Here is a 330-nt window from a genome sequence, read left to right as displayed (position 1 = left end):
ATGGGTGAAGTAGGACTCCCCGGTGGCTTTGTTGTTGGTTCTGGTTTGGCGAATAAACATTCTACGATGCTACCAGAAAAGCAAGGGGTTTTAGTGAACATTGCAAAATATTATGGCACTACACAGCGATATCGTCAAAAACAAAAAACGCGAATACTTTATAATCAATGCATTATAGAAATTAATTCGGAAAAATTGTCGATATTTTCGCTTATTTCGTTAAAGGCGGGTTAACGTGAACTAAGCCTACATAAATATAAACCTTGCTCAATAATAGTGCTGATGTCAGTGATCATCCTGATTCGTATGCATGGCCACCACCTTAAGCAA

At 38.2% G+C, this 330-nt stretch carries 1 protein-coding gene; it reads left to right on the top strand.

Annotated features, from left to right (window positions below):
- Nucleotides 1-234: hypothetical protein (locus IV91_RS19225; protein ID WP_227509547.1), on the top strand; the 234-nt coding region annotated here is incomplete at its 5' end.
- Between the last annotated feature and the right edge of the window lie 96 nt (nucleotides 235-330).

The sequence above is a fragment of the Ferrovum myxofaciens genome, from assembly GCF_000735045.1.
GTDB classification, from domain to species: Bacteria; Pseudomonadota; Gammaproteobacteria; order Burkholderiales; family Ferrovaceae; genus Ferrovum; species Ferrovum myxofaciens.
The sequence above is the reverse complement of the archived record's forward strand: the minus strand, read 5'-3'. Positions and strand labels throughout refer to the sequence as shown.